Below are 17792 nucleotides of genomic sequence, written 5' to 3' on the forward strand. Positions count from 1 at the left end.
TGTAGAACAGCCGTTAGAGTTACACTCAACATTCTGTCAAGATCATTAAAAAGGTTAGATCAAATAATTTGATCTAACCTTTTTTATATTCTAAAAAATTAAAATTTTGACTTTGGGGGGGTAATATTGTTATTTTGTTTTACGTTATTCGTAAATTAATTATGAATAACGTAATTAGAATGAGAATAATTTAAAGCGCAACATGGAGAAGGGATGACCATGAAAGAAGTTGCATTAAGTGATTTGATCAATCAGCAGAAAGTTGGACGCTATCAGAAATTTATTTTGTTCACCTGTTTATTGCTGATGATTATGGATGGGTATGATATTCAGTCCATGGCTTACGCAGCCCCCATGATTATTGAAGAATGGGGTGTTCATAAAACTATGCTAGGCGTTGTGTTTAGCGCCAGCTTATTTGGTTTGTTTGTTGGATCATTTTTATTAAGTTCACTTTCTGATCGTTTTGGCCGCCGTCCCATATTACTGATCTCAACCTTTATGTTCTCCATATTGATGCTGGTAACACCACATGTTGGCAATATTGAGCAATTGACTGCAATCCGCTTTGTTACAGGAATTTTTTAGGAGGTATCATGCCAAATGTCATGGCTTATAGCTCCGAAATTGTTCCATATAAATCTCGTATTTTCACCATGATGGTCATTTCTTGTGGCTATACGGTCGGGGCAATGTTGGGGGGAGGCATATCAGCCTTGTTAGTTCCTTGGGGAGGATGGCAGGCGATTTTCTATTTTGGCGGTATTGTTCCTTTAATTATTTTCTTTATCACGTTCTTTAAGTTACCAGAGTCTTTATATTTTTTAAGTGAAAATAGTAAAAATACGCCCAAAATTTTATTTTGGTTAAAGAAGTTTTATCCTGCATTAACATTTAATTCAGGGATGAAAATCATTAATACTACTGAAGTTCAGGTTAAGAAGTCACCGCTTGAGTTATTTAAAAATAAGCGTGCGTTTTTTACCTATTCCATCTGGATCATCAGTATTTTAAATATGATCAGTCTCTATTTTCTGGCGAACTGGCTACCGACTTTGTCTAAAGAGTCAGGGCTGTCATTAAATCAGGCATTGATGATCGGCTCAACTCTACAATTAGGCGGTACGATCGGTAGTGTTGTGATGGGTCTTAAAATCGATAAGACTGGATTTTATAAAGTATTAATTCCTGTTTTTTTAGTTGCAGTAATTAGTGTTGCTTTAATTGGCTATGCTGTTAGCCATATTGTTTTATTATTTATCATCATTTTCATTGCTGGCTTTGCGATTGTTGGTGGGCAACCTGCTATTAATGCGCTGTCTGCGAGTTATTACCCAGTTTCACTTCGTACCACTGGGGTGGGCTGGAGTATTGGGATTGCCCGTTTGGGTTCGGTCATTGGGCCGTTATTTGGTGGTTATCTTTCTCAATTTCTGGTCATTACCCATTTATTTGTGATTGCGGCAATACCTTCGTCGTTCGTTATTATCATGCTGATGATTCAGGCCAAGTACCGATCATAAGGTTAACTATATACATAAAAGTTATGGGGATAATGGCTTCAAATAAGCTGATTAGATAGATTCCTAATCAGCTTATTTTCATATGTTTATTGATGACTATAAAATTTTATTTCGCCTTTGGATGGCTTAAAACATTTGCTAAAAAGTTGATTTGTTCATCTAATAGTTTTGTTTGCCATGTTCCGCTGTAAAAATCAAAATGATCGATTGGGTATTCCGCTAATTCAACTTTACCACTTGCTAAATTAGCGGACTTGCGTGCAGCTTCAGGTGGAGCAACTTGATCATTTGAACCAACTTGTACCAGTAAAGGACACTTTATTTGACGAGCGAAATTAATTGGTCGATTTCTTGCAACTTCTAAAGCTGTACGGGCACATACTTCGTTACGCCATGTTGGTCCAGCCATCGATTTATAAGAAGTTTCTGCCCCTGGTGTACTAATCATGGCTGCCGTGCCAGGTTGCCCAACAATTGGAATAACATGTGCTTCTTGACCTAACAGTGAGCGGGCTAAGTCTTTTAAACCGTGAGCCACGGCAACTGTTAACTGCTTAAGCCCGCCGTAACGTAAGATCTGGGTAAGGGCGGCTAGGCCATCTGTAGCTGGATTCATAGAGATTACAGCTGAGATTTTTGGATTTTGAGCTGCAACGACCATTACGTGTCCACCAGAATAAGACGTGCCCCAAAGTGCGATACGGTTTCGATCTACATTGGGTAAGCTTCGCACAGCTGCAATTGCTGCATGATAGTCTTCACGTTGATTTTTATAGGACACATTCTGTCTTGGAAAACCATCAGATTCTCCAAAACTACGATAATCGAATATAAATGTATCAAAGCCTGCTTTGCTAAATGGCTCTGCAAAATGTAATAACCCTGTATCTTTTGTACCTCCGAAGCCATTTCCCATAATAATGCAGGGGCGCCCTCGAGAGCTTTTGTACTTATCGGATGTGGTCGGGATATACCAAGCCGAACATGTAATTCCTTTACTGGTAAATTTAATATTTTCCATAATGTTTACCTAATATATTTAGTCTCTTATTTAGGTTTTACTTAAATAAGAGACCTTAATTTTGAGGGTAGTATTAAGCTTTGATCTTCAATTCATCTGAATTTGACTCTGGAACAACTGCCAATTTTTTCTTAGGTAAAAGAGCAGTGAAATGTAATGCTTTATCGACAACAGGACCTTTGTTGAGCCTTTCTAAATCAAACTCATAATCATGTTGAAATTCCCATGGTCCTTCTGTTCCTGCCTTAGGGAACTGAGCTAAACCACGTTGAACATATCCCGGACTCAAATCAACAAACGGAACTCGCTTCATGTCTTTATTAGCAATCACTGGCGTAAATGTTCCGTATTTATTCTCATCCATGTAGTCAAGTAGACGGCAGAAGTATCGCCATACTAGATCTACTTTTAAGGTCCATGCGATGTTGGTATAACCAAATGCAAAGGCAAAATTTGGAATATCAGATAGCATCATAGACTTATAAATGGTGGTATCTGGATAATCGATTTTCTTACCATCGACAGTCAGTTGAATCTTGCTGAATGCCAGCATGTTTAAACCCGTTGCAGTAATAATAATATCTGCTTCAAGTGTTTTACCTGACTTCAGTAAGATTCCATCTTTAGTAAAGCGGTCAATATGATCGGTCACAACAGAAGCTTTGCCCGAAGAAATTGCTTTAAACATGTCTCCATCTGGTACAACACATAAGCGTTCATCCCATGGATTGTATTTTGGCGAGAAATGAGTTGCGACATCAAAACCTTTAGGCAGTCTGCGTTTTACATCTGCAATCAGTAGGCGGCGCATCACATCTGGAAAACGGCGGCTTAATTTATACATTCCTCGGCTGAGTGCAATATTTTTCTTGCGAATAATTTCATATGCACGTTGAGGCGAGAGAACTTTATTTAAAGCCAGTGCAATAGGGTCGACACTTGGCATCGCAATCACATAACTAGGTGATCTTTGAAGCATGGTGATATGTTCAACATCTTTAGCCATAGCTGGGATTAAGGTTACCGCTGTAGCTCCACTGCCAATTACGACAACTTTTTTGCCTGAATAGTTGAGATTTTCTGGCCAGTGTTGAGGATGAACGATTTGACCTTTGAAGTCTTCGCTTCCCTGAAACTCAGGCGAATAACCATTATTATAATCGTAGTAACCTGTGCCCATAAGCAGGAAGCGCGAACGTAAGGTGACTAAATTTTTTTGGTCTTTTTGTTTGACTTTAACAGTCCACATGCCTTCACTTGATGAAAATTCGGCACTCGTTACATAGCTGTTAAATTGAATATGTTGGTCAATACCATTTTCAGTAAGGGTTTCTTGCAAATAATCACATATCATTTGCGCGCTACCGAAAGTCCTTTTTTCGGTCCAAGGCTTAAAACCAAATGCAAAAGACTGCATATCTGAATCGGAGCGGATGCCAGGGTAACGGAATAGGCTCCAAGTACCACCGATTTTTTCTCGGCCTTCTAGAATTAAAAAGCTTGAATTAGGACGATATTTCTTTAAATGGTACGCTGCGCTAATACCAGCAATCCCTGCGCCAATGATTAAAACATCAGTAGTAGTAACTTGTTCTGATGTATTCATATCTTATTCCTCTCTACAAATTTCAGTAAATTGAGCATCAGTTAGATTTTCTAAGATGATGAATTTATTAATCTTCATTTTCCCTGATCCATGGAACTGATGAACAAACGCCTTACTTAAGCTCAGTATGTTTTCATTTAAGAAGTCCCCGTCATAAAAAGGGGCTGTTCAATATTATTAATTTAATAATTACACAATGTCAATGACACAGTGTAATTATACTTATTTTGTTATTGAGCATTTCTAAATAATTATTTAAATATTTGAAAAGTTTGATTTTAAAAATATATAATTCTGATTGTGTTATTAAGTATAAAAATCTTCTTATTTATTTTTTTTCCAAGAATTTGTTCCACAATAGTGCATTAATGCTTGTCGAATAATTTATTAATACCTACAATGACATCGTGTCAATGAGAAATTGGATAGTATGACAACTACAAGACGTAGACCCAAACACGACCCTAAAGTTTCTGAAAATGAAATATTAAATGCTGCTGAACAGTTTTTAAGTGAACATCCTTTTCGTGAACTCAATGTAGATGAGGTCATGCGCCGAACGGGCTTAAAACGTCCAGCATTTTATGTACATTTCCGAGATAAGCATGACTTGGCCTTACGCCTTGTTGAAAATATTGGGAAAGAATTATTTACTATTGCAGATAGGTGGCTGCAAGGTGATAGTCCTCAAGAAGATTTGCGCCGTACTTTAGTTGGTTTGGTAGAAGTTTACATGCAGCATGGGCGTGTACTACGAGCTTTCGGAGAAGCAGCAGGAGGCGATGAACGTGTGGACAATGCATATCGGAGTTTAGTGCAAGACTTTATTAACGCTGCTGCTCAACATATTAAAGAAGAACAAGAAGCTGGTAGAATTAAGAAAAATTTAGATGTAGAAGAAACAGCAAAAGCACTTATCTGGCTTGAAGAAAGATATCTTTCTGAAGTTTTCGGACGTCCATCAGAAGTTGATCCAAAGGTAGCGATAAGGGTACTTCAAAACATTTGGTTATCGACACTTTATGGTGCTAATTAAAAAAATATTAACTATAAATTTATGAATGTTCAAAAGGAATTGTTCATTCATTTCTATAATTAAAAAATATATGTGTTTAATATTTAATAAAATTTTTTCAATTATTTTTTCAATCTCATTTTCCTTTTTTCTAAACATTCTTATCAGAAGCTAAATTTTTATTTTTAATTACACAGTGTCATTGACACTGTGTAATTGTTGGAGCAATATATATTCAGCTCTACGATTTCGTACGCATTGTGATAAAGCACTCAACATTTTTTCAGGGAAGAAATTATGTCTTGAGTTTGCGATAAGCCTTTTTTTTGAAAAAAAATGAATAGGCGAAAGTATGGGTACGTGGACTGAGCAATATCAAATATCAAAGGAAGGAGCATTAGATGAATAATATTCCACATGCAAATAAGTCATTCTGGTTAGCCCACTCAGGCGAATACATTCCTTCACCACCTCTTAAAGGTACTATCGATGTAGATGTGGTGATTATTGGAGGAGGGTTTACTGGATTATCTACCGCCTATCACATAAAAAAAGCCGACTCTGCTGCATCAGTGGCTGTTCTTGAAGGCGAATGTGTGGCATTTGGTGCCTCAGGCCGTACTTCTGGTTGGGTTGTGCCAGTTCCAGTACTTGACCCTACCACTGCAAAAGTACTTTATGGAAAAGAAAGATTAACTGAGCTTCAAAATTTCGCATGGAATGGTCTGGACTATGTGCAGGACCTAATCAAACGCGAAAATATGGATAGCGATTTTGAAATGCCCGGTGTGACATTTACGACACTTCGCGGCCATGAAAAAAGATTAGAGCATTTTACTCAATATTGGCACGATCAACCTCGCTCAAAAGACAGTGTCTATATGGATCGAGCTACAGTCAGCCAAGCTCTAAATAGTGATGCATTTTCTGGTGGTTGCCGAATGCCACATTCTGGACAAGTCAACCCTGTAAAGCATTCTCGAGAACTCAAGCGAATAGCTGAAGCTGCGGGCGCACAAATTTTTGAGCAAACGCCAGTACTGGATATAGAAGATAAGGAAAAGTTCTTTATTCTCAAAACCCCAGAAGGTGAGGTTAGAGCTAAACATATTGTATTGGGAACAAATGGTTTTACCCATTTATTGCAACCAGAATTGGGGCTTAAACGCGCACAACTTCCAATGTTTGTATATCAGTTAATTACTGAACCTTTAACTGATGAAGATTGGAAAGCGCTTGGTTGGAAACATCGTGGTCAGTTTTATGACAAAACAACCTATTGTCCTCCAACCTGTAGAACGACTGTAGATGGAAGATTGCAATTTAACCTATGTGATATCTACGTGGGTGAAGGGCGCTCTATGGATGAAGCTCAGAAAGTGCAGTTTTATGATGCCGCTGAGCGAATGTATAAAAAGGTATTTCCTACATTTCAGAAATTAAAAATTGCTCAACGTTGGAGTGGCGCTTGTTCTATTCCTTTTGACGTAAGGTCTCAAGTGGGCACACTTCATAATGGTCGTATTTCTTATGCCTATGGATACAGTGGTGCGGGCGTAATGATGTCACAAAATTATGGCCGAATTTTAGCTGATCTTGCATTGCAACGTAAAACGGAGCTTACCGAGCATTGGTTTGTTGCCAATGGAGAAAAAGGACACGCTAAATTTAAACGTTTCCCATTAATTCCGGGTCTTATCGCTGCGCTACGTACTTATTTCGAATACGAACGAGTATCAGCACTTTCTAGGAGAAGACGTCTTGGACTCGATTAAACAATATGATGATGGACTCGTATTTACAGCGTGGGTTGCACTAATCGGTACGGTAATGGCTGCAACTTGCTTACTTTGTTTTCTTGCAGTTACAGGTTTTGATTTGCATCAAATATTTAAACCTGAATTTGCATTAACTTTGTCGGCAAAAGACCAAGCACTTTTCAGAACTTCAATGATTTCTGATTGTTTTGGGTTTTATCTTCCTTTTTTGGCTGTGGGCGTATATCTGTGGAGAAAGTTGCGCTCTTCGGGAGGGTTGTTGTCCGATATCGCTATTTTATTCCTTGTGATTTCAACCATGTTAGGTATAGCAGGGGCTGTTTTACAGGCCGCTGTGTTAGGACCACTTGCTGAAACATATATGTCTGGAAATGAAATGGCTAAACAGGCAGCGGGCACTGTGTGGGCCACCATTTCTCAAGGCTCACAAAATGGCTTATGGCCAATGGAAGGACCGACAATCGGTTTCTGGGCAATAGTTAACGGACTACTTCTGAGAAAAAACAAATCTGCATTAGGTTTCCCATTGGTTTTGGTTGGGTTGGGATATGTTGGGTTTGCTGCACTTCTTTTCTCAGGCTTTCCTAAAGCGGCCTTATTCCTTGAACTGTTCTTATTACCAGTACAGGTCGTGTGGCTAAGCCTTTTCGGTTTGGGTTTATTACGAAAATAGATGTAAAGAATTTTAGAGCCATGTTGTGAAATATGGCTCTAAAAATAAAAAACTATCCTAAGGATTTTGGGAAATAACAACGAAAAAGGATATAGGTATGAATGGAATGCCAACTAATAGGACAAATCCGATTTTAATAGGAATGCTTGGCGTATTTGTGAGTAACATTAGTCACGCTTCAGCCTTGGAACAATCAGGCCAATCTATCTTGCCATTTCTAGAAAAGGGTAATTATGCAGAAGCGAATTTATTTGCAGTCGATTCATCTGTTTCTGGCATAGTCAACGATAGAGCCGATCTTGTACGAGATCACCAAAGTCGTGATACAGGCGATATTGCAGAAAGTACGCAGTTCTATACAGCTGCTCTAAAGTTACAACTTACAGATCGTTTAAGTTTTGGTGTGCTATACGATCAGCCCTTTAGTGCTGACATTAAATATCCGGCACGTTCTAATAATAGTTATTTTGATAATGACGTTAGCCATCAAGGTACATTCGTAAAAGCCGATACTCAAAATTTAAGTATGATTGTGGGTTATTCACCAGTTGAGCATTTTCAGATTTACGGTGGACCAGTTTATCAAACCGTAAAAGCAAACCTAGGTCTTCGGGGCAATGCCTATACTCAGGCTTTTAATGGCTATAATGCTAAGTTTAAGGAAGAAGGCGAAGTCGGCTGGTTGTTAGGAGGAAGTTATCAATTACCCGATCTTGCATTAAAAGCAGCGATAACCTATCGGTCTAAAATCAAATATAAATTTCAAGTAGATGAAGATATTTATGGTGAACCACTAAAACTCGTTGAAAATGAGAAAACCAAATTAGAGACTCCAGCATCATTAAATATTGATTTTCAGACAGGCATTTCTGAACAATCACTTATTTATATGAATTTAAGATGGGTGAATTGGAAAGAGTTTGAAACACGCCCTCCGCAATATGGCGCTCTATCTGAAATTATTATGAAAGAGGCAACTGGTGGAGCTTATACCCAAGGCTTTAAGCTCGATTCTTATCAGAACGATCAATATAGTGCGACTGTCGGTCTCGCACATCAATTTACAGAAAAATGGGCTGCTTCAACAGATGTAAGTTGGGATTCTGGTACGGGTGATCCTGCATCAACAATGGGACCAATCAAAGGTTCATGGTCGCTTGGTTTAGGTGTCCAATTTAACCCCGCTAAAAACTACTTTATAGCTGGTGGCATAAAATATTATTGGTTAGGTGATACAAAAACCGAAGATGGAACTTATTACTTGCCAATAGAAGGAATTAAACCATTCGCAGAACAGGCAGATTTTAAAGACAATCATGCAATCGCCTATGGTCTAAAATTTGGATATCGGTTTTAAATTTAAATGGAGTAGTTGATTTTAATTACTCCATTTATTCCTTGATACATGCCGCTCTGCTTCAAGCAAAATCTGATTCATTGTTGTGCCAAGCTAGTCGATCAAATCTTTACAGCTCTAGATATTTTTTCAAATAGTGACCTGTGAATGATTTTTCTGCTGAGAGCAAACTAGTAACAGTTCCAGTAAACACCAATTCACCACCTTTGTCACCAGCTAATGGACCGATATCAATAATCCAATCTGCTTGGCTAATAATGTCTAGATTATGTTCAATAACGATGATCGTATTGCCTTTTTCAACCAAGCTATTTAATAAACTAATCAATTTTTCAGTATCAGAAGGGTGTAAGCCTGTACTCGGCTCATCTAATACAAAAATATTATCTGTTTCATTGAGCTCTTTTGAGAGTTTTAATCTTTGGCGCTCGCCACCAGAAAAAGTATTTAAGCGTTGGCCGATTGCAATATAGTCTAAGCCCAAGCTTACCAATGAATTAAATTGCTGTTGTAAATTACGATCTTCAAAAAAGTGGCTGGCTTCTGTAACAGTCATTTTTAGAATTTCAGCAATGTTTTTACCTTTATAGTGATATTTCAGCACTTCTGGGGCGTATCCTGAGCCGTGACAAAGGTCACATGTCATTTCGACATCATCTAAAAATGCGAGTTCAATTTTCTCTATACCTGATCCTTTACATTGAGGACAAGCACCTTCGCTGTTAAAACTAAAGAGCTTAGCACTCACTTTATTTGCTTTTGCAAATAGTTGGCGAATCGGATCAAGAAGGTCTAGATAGGTCAGTAAATTTGACCGAATGCTTGCAGTAATTGCAGATTGATCAATCACTTTTGTTTCAGGATATTGTTGCGGTAAGACTTTACTGATTAACGTACTTTTTCCGGAGCCCGCGACACCTGTAATAACGCTTAGACAATTTTTAGGAATATCGACATCAATATTTTTTAGATTAAATAAATGGGCATTTTTAATTGAAATCCATTCACAACGAATGCGTGGTGTTTTCTTATATACGTTTGGTCTTCTAAAAAACTGGCCTGTTAAACCTGATGAGTTCTTTAACTCTTCGAAGGTCCCTTGGTAAATAATTTGACCGCCGTGGATACCAGACAGAGGGCCCATATCAATGACATGGTCAGCTGTTCTAATAAGATCAGGGTCATGTTCAACCAGTAAAACACTATTTCCTTTATCTCTAATCTTTTGAATGATTTTAATAATATTATCTAAATCTTTTGGGTGAAGACCAATACTTGGCTCGTCAAAGATGTAAAGCAGATCAACTAAACTATTACCCAAATGTTTAACCATCTTGATTCGTTGTGACTCACCACCCGATAATGTATTGCTCACACGATTAAGATTTAAATAACTGAGACCAACCAAGTTTAAGTTGCTCAACTTATTAATGATTTCATGCAGAACAGTTTCAAATTTTTCACTTTTTATCGATTCTATAAACTCTAAAAGCATTGATACAGATAGGGCTGTACATTCAGCAATATTTTTACCGTTAATCTTACAAGATAAAGATTTTTGATTAAGTCGTTGCCCCTTACATAAAGAACATTCCTTGGTTGTAATAATCTCCTCAAGTTTATTTCGATAACGATTTCTTTCCTGCGCTTCACCTTTTAAAAAGTTGCGTTCAAATCGAGTAATCAGTCCTTCATAAAGTGCCGTTTTTCTCCATTTACTTGTTGGATTTAAAGGCTTGTGCTGAGGGGCATGCAAAAACAAGTCCCATTCTTTTTCACTATAATCTTTTAATTTTTTATCTAAATCGAAATAACCTGAATCTGCATATCGCGTCCAACGCCATGCAGTAGGTTGATAGGTAGGGAAATTGATAGCACCTTCTTCATTTAAGGATTTATCTAAGTCTAATATTTTATAAATATCAATTGTTTGCTCTAAACCAATACCTTCGCATTGTGGACACATGCCATTGGGATGATTAAAAGAAAAAACATTCGAATAGCCAACAAATGGTTCACCCATACGTGAAAATAATAAGCGAAGATTTGCATAAATATCAGTAATAGTTGCAACGGTTGAGCGAATGTTACCCGTTAAAGGCTTTTGATTAATAATGACAGGTACATTTAAATTCTCAATTTTATCAACATCAGCGACCCCAAAATGCTGTAAACGATTGCGAACAAAGCTATCTTGAGTTTCATTAATTTGTCTTTGAGCCTCTGCGCCAATAGTCTCAAAAACTAAAGAAGATTTACCTGAACCAGAGACTCCAGTAAAAACAACGATTTCATGTTTAGGGATCTTCAACGAAATATTTTTAAGATTATTTTGTCTGGCTCCATAGATATTTATTGTTCTTTTGGTCATGTGTGATCACTTGAATTTCGGGATTTATAGTAAGGTAAAATAAAATTTATGAAAAGGATGTATATGTTTCTTAAGTAAATAGTTTAAATGTTCAACTTATAGGGCTTAATTGTTAGAACGCTGTCTAGAGAATCATTCTGGCTAAGACTAGAAATAGGGTTAACCAGTTTTTCTTACTAAAAAGGTCTTAAGAATAGACTAAATTTGTCTAGGAGAGTGGTGGTAGTCCACCACTAATTAAAATGCTGAGGCTAGGATTTTGATCGCTATGATTTCTGTTTGGCTTTTTGGCGTAAGACATACAAATATAAGCTTTCTACTTTTTCACGTGCCCATGGTGTAGTACGTAAGAAACGTAATGATGATTTAACACTTGGATCTATGCAAAAACATCTAATTTCAATTTTACGACTTAAGCCTTCAAATCCACCGTAGTAATCCAATAATTCATCCAAAATGTCAGCAAGTTTTTTACCGTGTAAAGGGTCATTGGAGGCGTTCATAATAGATCAACAATATTTTGGGAGTCCATTATTATAACCTGAGCTAGTTGGAAAATGAGAGGGATTGTGGAAACACATCCCGAAGCGTATTAGGTTGTAATTGATTATCGAAACTGGCTGATTTCAGTTTTTAGACCTAAACAAGCCAGATAAGCAGAAGAGATCACTTGAATATTTTTTAACTACTCATCATATATTTTATTTAAAAAACTAGTTATTTGATTAAATTGGAGATATTGAATTTACCTATCTCTAATTTTGTTAAGTTTTTTTATAGGGTGACTGGAGTTAGATTCTACTTTAATGATGTTGAAATAAATAATTATTAAATTAAATTATTTAGAAATATTAACTATGAATAAATATATTCTTCTCGGTACATGTATGGCTGTACTGTTTTTAAATGGTTGTAATAATGATGAAAAATCTGAATCTAATTTATCTACAATACATGATTGGCAATTACCACAAACACAATTGCCTATAGGTAAAAAAAATTTATATGAGAATCGCCAAAAAATAGATTTGGTCCAAGGCGTTGAACAATACCGTATTATTCGGGGTTATGCCTCTTTACAAGACGGTTTTGAAGCTGAAATAGGTTTTGCTAAAGATGAACAAGAATTTTTAAAATTTGAAGCCGCTATTCAAAAATTAGGTTATTCAGCTAAGAAAGTGATACCACCTAATAACTCACAAGCTGGAAAAAATATGGGTTATTGGATACGTGTAGACTCAAGATTTTCTTCAGCAAACCAAGCTGATGATATTGTTAATTTATTCAAGAAAGAAGGATTTGTACAGGCAAAGACACGTTATACGGCGGAGGATGGTTTAAATACGTCAGGCCCTTGGGTTATCAATATTCTTGCTGTTAGACCCAGTTTTACCGGTCAACTTAAAAGTGCCTTAGCAACTGATATTATTCCAGGTAAGGAAACCACTACATCCTTATCCAAACGTTTAGGGGCTTTTGCAGCAATCAATGCTGGTTTTTTTGTTGTTAATGAAACAATGGGCACACCAGGTGACTTAGCTGGTTTAGCAGTTGTGAAAGGTAAAATTGTTAGTGAAGGTGTTGAAGGCCGTCCAGCAATGTTTTTTGAGACAGAAAATGGCAAACGTGCATCACATTTGGAAACAAATATTTCTACACTATTAACCATTACAACCGCTCAAGGACAGAGTCGTCGTATTGATGGTCTAAACCGTACGCCTGGCAAGAACTTTAACTGCGGTAACCCCTTTGATATTGAAACATCATTTGCTCTTCATGATGTTGTTTGTACAGATCCAAATGAAATGATTATTTTTACTGAGGATTTTGGTACTAAAACAGATTCGGGTGCTGGTGTTGAAGTATTACTCACTGATAAAGGTATTGTTCAACGAATCAATCAAACACGTGGTATGAACCTAGCTCAAGGGAATATAACACTACAGGCAACTGGAGCAAGTGTAGATTGGGTATTAAAAAATATTCAGATAGGGCAAGTTTTAAAATTTGATTCTCGTTTAATTAATCAAGATACTCAAAAAGATATTCCTATTACTGAAACTACATATGCAGTAAATGGTGGCCCGACACTACTCATAAATGGTACTTACCCTGATGGTAAGCAAATCATACGTGAAGGGTGGGGCTATGAGAGTCTTATCGGAGTTCCATCTAACTATAACAATGCAAACCGTTCCTACTTCATTAATGACTGGTATTTAAGAAGAAATCCACACGCTATTGTTGGAAAAACACAAGATGGCACATTACTCTTTGTTACTGTCGATGGGCGTGCTCCACGCTACAGTGCGGGGCTTTCTGTACCAGAGACTGCGCAATTAATGAAATACCTTGGTGCAGTGGACGCAATGAAGTTAGATGGTGGTGGGTCAACAATGATGACAATTAATGGTATCCCTCAAAATCTGCCTTCTGATAAAACTGGTGAACGTGAAGATGGTGATGCAATATTATTGTTTAAATAATATTAGATTTTTTAATTAGATAAATTATAAAAATTTTAAAAACCGCCTGCTCGTGCAGACGGTTTTTATTTATATTTAGAAAAATAATTAGCGGTGAACTTCGTAATTACTATTTCATTAGACATCGCATAAAGAACAATTCACGCCGCGGCAATTATGTAAAACTGAACTGCGTGCGCTATTTTTATTAGTTCCAGGTCCTTCGACTAAGGGACCTGCAAGTTGCTCGGCGCCTGAGCTGGGGCGCCATTTGGTTTTCATATTAATTTGTTGATGACCCGTAATCATTGGTTTTGCAGAGGTCTGTTGATGGCAATAATCGCATTCAATAGTGTCTGTTGAAATACGAGCAATGGGTACGCGCTGCTCAAAAATTCCCTCACAATGTTCACAGCGAAAATCATATAATGGCATTTTTGTACTCCTTTATCCTTAAATCTTAGGAATTAACGCTTTCTCCCCCAAAATTTATCATCGTTGAGTGCACCTTTTGGCAATATATCCTGCTCAAAAATAGCGGTTGGTAATGACACAGTACATGCACAATTTGGGATATCCACAATACCACCGATGCGACCTTCAACAGGAGCCGCTGTCAATAACATATAAGCCTGTGAACCAGTAAAACCAAAGTTTTCCAAGTATTTAATCGCCTTTAAACATGCTTGGCGATATGCCACAGTGGCATCAAGGTAATAGTTCACATCATTTTCAACGCTAATACCTTCGAAAGTTAACCATTGATCATAGTTTGGTTTAACATTACTTGGAACAAAGATTGGCGAGTCAATATTATATTTAGCCATACCACCTTTAATGAGGTCGAAGCCAACACGAGTAACCCCATCCATCTCAATCGCACCGCAGAAACCGATTTCACCATCTCCTTGAGAGAAATGGAGGTCACCCATTGAGAAACCCGCACCTTTTTGATAAACAGGGAAGTAGATACGACTACCTGCTGCGAGGTCCTTAATATCTGTATTACCGCCATGCTCTCGCGGTGGCACAGTACGTGCCGCTTCAGCTGCCATACGGTCAAACTCAGTCCCACTTACACCACGAAGTACAGCAGTACGTGGATCAGGTGGGTTAGCTTGTCCCTTAGGTACAAGCAATGCTTCACGGCGATTCCATTCTTTAAGTAAGTCATGGGATGGTAGCGTACCCATCAAACCTGGGTGCTTTAAGCCCGCGATACGTACACCTGGAATATGACGAGAGGTTGCAAATAAACCTTTTAAGTCCCAAATGGCTTTGTCGGCTTCAGGGAAGTAATCAGCAAGAAAACCACCGCCATTTTCTTTAGCAAACACTCCAGAGAACCCGACATCTGAAATTGGCTGAATATCAAGCAGATCAATCACTAGCAAGTCGCCTGGTTCAGCGCCTTCAACATAAAATGGGCCAGTAAGAGGATGGGCACGGGTTAAATCGACATTTTTAACATCCGAAATATCATCAGTATCCTTAATTTGGGCATCCAAAAAATCTAAACTTTCAATTAATATTTCTTCCCCAGGCTTCACAGATGTTAAAAATGGTAGGTCTGGATGCCAGCGATTGTGTCCAATCTCAGATTGTTCTGCTAAAGGAACGCCAGGTTTAATTTTGATATGTTGCATGTTTTATCCCCTATGTGAGGTCAAATAAAGCTAGTTTCTAATCGGAAGATCCAAAACTCATTAATGAGATTTTGGATCTTCGATCTTAGTTTCAGACAGCATGGAACGGATATTTAGACTTTGATTGTTGTAATCAATAATGATGTGACTGGTTTCAGGATTTTGAATCAAAAACTTTGCGAGTTTTGGCTCGACGAGTATACGGAAACGATGACCTAAGCCGCGTGCGCCAAAACGAACATCATGGCCAGTCGATAAAAAAGTATTAGCAGATGCAGTCAACTCAACTGTACGGCTTTGCTTACGCAAACGTTGATTGAGTTTGTCGACTTCTAAATTAACCAATGTGCTCGCAAAATATGCCTCTACAGCTTGGTAATGTAAGATACGTTCAATTCGGTTTAAAAACTCAGGATCAAACTTTTTATGTAAGGCTTTGTTGATAATTTCACTGTCATCGAGTTTACTGAAGCGTGCTAGTTTTTGAATAGCTTTAGGTAGTTTTGATAGCTGTTGTAGGCGTGTCTGTGCATCTTTAGCACCGACATTACTGGTCATAAAAATCATACAGTTTTTAAAGTCTAAAACCTTGGTGCCCGCAGTGAGTTTTAAGATGCCTGTTTCTAAAACATTTAAAAGTCCGCGAATCACTTCAGTACTCGCTTTTTCAATTTCATCAAACAGCACAATGCCTGGTTTTGAAAAACTACCTTGAATTTGTGCTTCGTCAAATAAGGTGTTGCCTTCTTTGGAACCCACGTAACCTGGGGGGGCGCCAGTTAAAGCCGCGGCATAGTGTTCTTGTGCCAAAGTATTCATATCAATTCGACAAAATGCATCAGGTTTGCCATGAATGGCTTCTGCAATCAAGCGGACAGTTTCTGTTTTACCAACTCCAGTTGGTCCTAGCATTAAGGTGACTGAGAGTGGACGATTAGGTGAGTTGAAGTCAGCTTTGATCGTCACCAACATATTTTCGATTTCTTCCAATGCTTCAGCTTGGCCAATAATTCTGTCACGGACATGTTGCATGACCAAATCAGGATTAAAACTAAAACGAGAAGTACGAGCAATACGTTCTTTGCTTTGCATATCATAGCGTTGCTTAGCTAAGGTTTCCTGATTGGCACTGATGCGATCACTGGCAAATGTCATGTCGAGTACCTCCTGCACTAAACTAACTAAGATGCTTCTTTTTCTAAACCATCATGCGGTAAATTGCTGATCGGGCATTCCGCGACACCAATGGTTGATCGAGTGATTTTTTCCACATTTTCTTGTGCTTTCTGAGCGTCGAGTACCCATGTCTTGTAAAAATCGAAAGGACAATCCGCGATCCCTTTATCACCATCGCCATTGTTATAAACCCCGGTATAGCCACGGTGTAGCAGCTTAAATAAATGGTTTTGAGATTGGTCATATTTACGGGCATCACGAATTTCATGCAATGATAGTTGTGCGTACTGAATCCCATTCTCTTCAGTGCCGCACTCACCTAAGGTGCGACCGTCGAAGCCGACAACTGCTGAGTGACCAAAATAAGTGTAGACTCCATCAAAACCTGTACAATTCGCAACAGCGACATACACGTTGTTAGCCCAAGCCATACATTTCGCCATATTGATTTGCTGTTCGGCAGCAGGGTACATATAGCCTTGACAACGTACGACTAGCTCTGCACCTTTCATGGCACAGTCACGCCAAATTTCAGGATAGTTGCCATCATCGCAGATGATCAATGACATCTTCATACCCTTAGGACCTTCAGTTACATAGGTAGTATCACCTGGACACCAACCTTCAATTGGGCACCAAGGAATAATTTTGCGGTATTTTTGAACAATCTCGCCTTTGTTATTGATTAAAATTAAAGTGTTATACGGTACTTTGTGTGGGTGTTCTTCGTGCTGCTCTCCTGTAATAGAGAACACGCCCCAAACATTGGCTTCAATGCAGGCTTGAGAGAAAATCGCAGTTTCATCGCCAGGAATGGTGGCGGCTGTTGCCATCATTTCCTCGTGGTCATACATAATGCCCATGGTGCTATATTCAGGGAAAATAATCAGATCCATACCGGGAATACCCTGTTTAATCCCTTTCAACATTTCAGCAATTTTTTTTGCATTGTTAAGAACTTCAGCTTTTTTGTGTAAACGAGGAATTTTGTAATTTACAACCGCAACACCCACTGTATCTGGACTGCTTGAGATATCACCATGACGCATTTGCTTTCTCCAAGTTTTTTGGTACAAATAATCTATGTAAAGAGTGTCGCGTGAAATCCAGTTTTAAAAAATACGTTGAATTGCGTATATCGATACATTTTTTAATGATTTT

The 17792-nt window shown here is 38.1% G+C and carries 13 protein-coding genes and 1 pseudogene; 6 read left to right on the top strand and 8 right to left on the bottom strand.

Annotated features, from left to right (window positions below; genetic code table 11):
* Positions 1 to 219 precede the first annotated feature (219 nt).
* A pseudogene (locus RMB13_RS16320) lies at positions 220 to 1523 on the top strand (MFS transporter).
* A 106-nt stretch (positions 1524 to 1629) separates the two neighbouring features.
* Here RMB13_RS16320 and RMB13_RS16325 read toward each other — a convergent pair.
* Together RMB13_RS16325 and RMB13_RS16330 are read right to left on the bottom strand one after the other, a co-directional pair.
* Positions 1630 to 2544 (bottom strand): alpha/beta fold hydrolase, encoded by a 915-nt coding sequence (locus RMB13_RS16325; protein ID WP_311085798.1) that lies wholly within the window; start codon positions 2542 to 2544, stop codon positions 1630 to 1632.
* A 73-nt stretch (positions 2545 to 2617) separates the two neighbouring features.
* Positions 2618 to 4150, bottom strand: a complete 1533-nt coding sequence (locus RMB13_RS16330; protein ID WP_311085799.1) for an NAD(P)/FAD-dependent oxidoreductase — start codon at positions 4148 to 4150, stop codon at positions 2618 to 2620.
* A gap of 430 nt (positions 4151 to 4580) precedes the next feature.
* On the opposite strand from RMB13_RS16330, the gene RMB13_RS16335 reads away from it, so the two are divergent.
* The 4 genes from RMB13_RS16335 (at position 4581) to RMB13_RS16350 (ending at position 8973) form a co-directional block, all read left to right on the top strand.
* Positions 4581 to 5186, top strand: coding sequence for a TetR/AcrR family transcriptional regulator (locus RMB13_RS16335; protein WP_005040635.1), 606 nt, complete (start codon positions 4581 to 4583; stop codon positions 5184 to 5186).
* Positions 5187 to 5566: 380 nt separating this feature from the next.
* On the top strand, positions 5567 to 6940 hold the full coding sequence (locus tag RMB13_RS16340) for an FAD-binding oxidoreductase (protein ID WP_311076836.1): 1374 nt from the start codon (positions 5567 to 5569) through the stop codon (positions 6938 to 6940).
* Positions 6927 to 7616 (top strand): DUF4386 domain-containing protein, encoded by a 690-nt coding sequence (locus RMB13_RS16345; protein WP_311085800.1) that lies wholly within the window; start codon positions 6927 to 6929, stop codon positions 7614 to 7616. Before RMB13_RS16340 ends, RMB13_RS16345 begins: the two co-directional genes overlap by 14 nt.
* A 97-nt stretch (positions 7617 to 7713) precedes the next feature.
* Positions 7714 to 8973, top strand: coding sequence for an outer membrane protein transport protein (locus RMB13_RS16350; RefSeq protein ID WP_311085801.1), 1260 nt, complete (start codon positions 7714 to 7716; stop codon positions 8971 to 8973).
* Between the two features lie 109 nt (positions 8974 to 9082).
* On the opposite strand, the gene RMB13_RS16355 is transcribed toward RMB13_RS16350, so the two are convergent.
* Positions 9083 to 11344 carry an excinuclease ABC subunit UvrA gene (locus RMB13_RS16355; RefSeq protein ID WP_311085802.1) on the bottom strand — a complete coding sequence of 754 codons (2262 nt, stop codon included), beginning with the start codon at positions 11342 to 11344 and terminating at the stop codon, positions 9083 to 9085.
* Positions 11345 to 11610: 266 nt separating this feature from the next.
* Complete coding sequence (locus RMB13_RS16360) at positions 11611 to 11847, bottom strand: VF530 family DNA-binding protein (protein WP_003651786.1); 237 nt, start codon at positions 11845 to 11847, stop codon at positions 11611 to 11613.
* A gap of 354 nt (positions 11848 to 12201) precedes the next feature.
* Between RMB13_RS16360 and RMB13_RS16365 the strand changes: the two genes are divergently transcribed.
* Entirely contained in the window at positions 12202 to 13830 is a 1629-nt protein-coding gene (locus tag RMB13_RS16365) for a phosphodiester glycosidase family protein (RefSeq protein WP_311085803.1), read from the top strand.
* Between the two features lie 117 nt (positions 13831 to 13947).
* Here the strand turns inward: RMB13_RS16365 and RMB13_RS16370 are convergent, their stop codons facing one another.
* Genes RMB13_RS16370 through RMB13_RS16385 form a run of 4 tightly spaced genes read right to left on the bottom strand, consistent with a single transcriptional unit; the run spans position 13948 to position 17680 of the window.
* Entirely contained in the window at positions 13948 to 14244 is a 297-nt protein-coding gene (locus RMB13_RS16370) for an FmdB family zinc ribbon protein (RefSeq protein ID WP_198308354.1), read from the bottom strand.
* Positions 14245 to 14276: 32 nt separating this feature from the next.
* Positions 14277 to 15455 carry a formamidase gene (fmdA, locus tag RMB13_RS16375; protein WP_192454425.1) on the bottom strand — a complete coding sequence of 393 codons (1179 nt, stop codon included), beginning with the start codon at positions 15453 to 15455 and terminating at the stop codon, positions 14277 to 14279.
* 60 nt (positions 15456 to 15515) lie between these two features.
* Positions 15516 to 16610 (bottom strand): AAA family ATPase, encoded by a 1095-nt coding sequence (locus tag RMB13_RS16380; protein ID WP_192454424.1) that lies wholly within the window; start codon positions 16608 to 16610, stop codon positions 15516 to 15518.
* A 26-nt stretch (positions 16611 to 16636) separates the two neighbouring features.
* The gene (locus RMB13_RS16385) at positions 16637 to 17680 is read right to left on the bottom strand and encodes an aliphatic amidase (protein ID WP_192454423.1); all 1044 of its coding nucleotides are present in this window, start codon (positions 17678 to 17680) and stop codon (positions 16637 to 16639) included.
* Between the last annotated feature and the right edge of the window lie 112 nt (positions 17681 to 17792).

It is taken from the genome of Acinetobacter sp. V102_4 (genome assembly GCF_031799005.1).
GTDB classification, from domain to species: Bacteria; Pseudomonadota; Gammaproteobacteria; order Pseudomonadales; family Moraxellaceae; genus Acinetobacter; species Acinetobacter calcoaceticus.